The organism is Bacillus sanguinis, from assembly GCF_018332475.1.
Taxonomy (GTDB): domain Bacteria; phylum Bacillota; class Bacilli; order Bacillales; family Bacillaceae_G; genus Bacillus_A; species Bacillus_A sanguinis.
This window is the reverse complement of record NZ_BOQB01000615.1, coordinates 1-244: the sequence shown is the minus strand read 5'-3', so window position 1 is coordinate 244 and position 244 is coordinate 1. Positions and strand designations below refer to the sequence as shown.

The 244-nt window shown below is 38.5% G+C and carries 1 pseudogene; it reads left to right on the top strand.

What is annotated here, in order from left to right:
• A pseudogene (locus tag KI369_RS28870) lies at positions 1-244 on the top strand (penicillin-binding protein); the annotation flags it as partial.

The window sequence follows — 244 nt, the reverse complement described above, 5'->3', positions numbered from 1 at the left end:
AAAAATGATGAATGGAATTCCAGAGTATAACCATGCTACTCCGATTACCCGACAGGTCGCAGCAACCATGATTCAAAACGTAAAGCAAATTCAAGATTTGAAAATGATTCAAACTGATAAAACTATTAAAGTTAAATTACTTGATGCCGCAGATGATTGGGCAGTCCAATCTATTCAAGCACTTGCCTCCCAAGGAATTCTAGACCCTGATACTTCCATCAATGCTGATGGGTCCTTTATGTTC